The organism is Bacillus sp. (in: firmicutes) (genome assembly GCA_017656295.1).
GTDB lineage: Bacteria > Bacillota > Bacilli > Bacillales > JACDOC01 > JACDOC01.
Window position 1 is genome coordinate 1 of the sequence record JACDOC010000053.1, and the last position, 601, is coordinate 601.

The window sequence follows — 601 nt, forward strand, 5'->3', positions numbered from 1 at the left end:
ATAGAGAATTTAATTCTTTTTGGGATAAAAGAAAAAACACTCCTTGGTGACCAGAAGGCTGTATCTCAATTAAGAGATTTTTTAGTAGAAAAAGGTATTAAAGAAAGAAACACAATTAAAGATAAAGAAACAGGTTTTTATACCATAGAGGTAAGTATAAATGGTCATTTGTCCCTAATAGACAGCAACTTGGTAAACTCTTTTGATTATCAGAAATGTTTCAGTTTAAGAAAAAAACTTATGTTAAATTCCCCTCCTCCCTATTTTATTCACAAAAATGGCCAAGAGATAAAAGTAGAATCAGAGAAATTACTCTGGTTGACCATTTTAGAGGAAGTGAAAAAAGGTTATGTAATTCAACGTTACAAAGGTCTGGGTGAAATGAATCCTGAACAGCTTTGGGAAACCACCATGAATCCCAAAAAGAGGGTGTTACTTCAAGTGACTATCCAAAATGCGGCTATGGCAGATGAGCTGTTTAGTGTCTTGATGGGAGAGGCAGTAGAGCCCAGGCGAGAATTCATTCAGACCCATGCCTTAGAAGCCAGCAGGCTGGATATTTAAGAGATAAGTTTCATATTGTTTCCTTACCTGGTAAGCT

At 35.8% G+C, this 601-nt stretch carries 1 protein-coding gene; it reads left to right on the forward strand.

All coding sequences use genetic code 11. From position 1 onward, the window contains the following. Positions 1–564: DNA gyrase subunit B (locus tag H0Z31_15800; GenBank protein ID MBO8178854.1), on the forward strand; the 564-nt coding region annotated here is incomplete at its 5' end. Between the last annotated feature and the right edge of the window lie 37 nt (positions 565–601).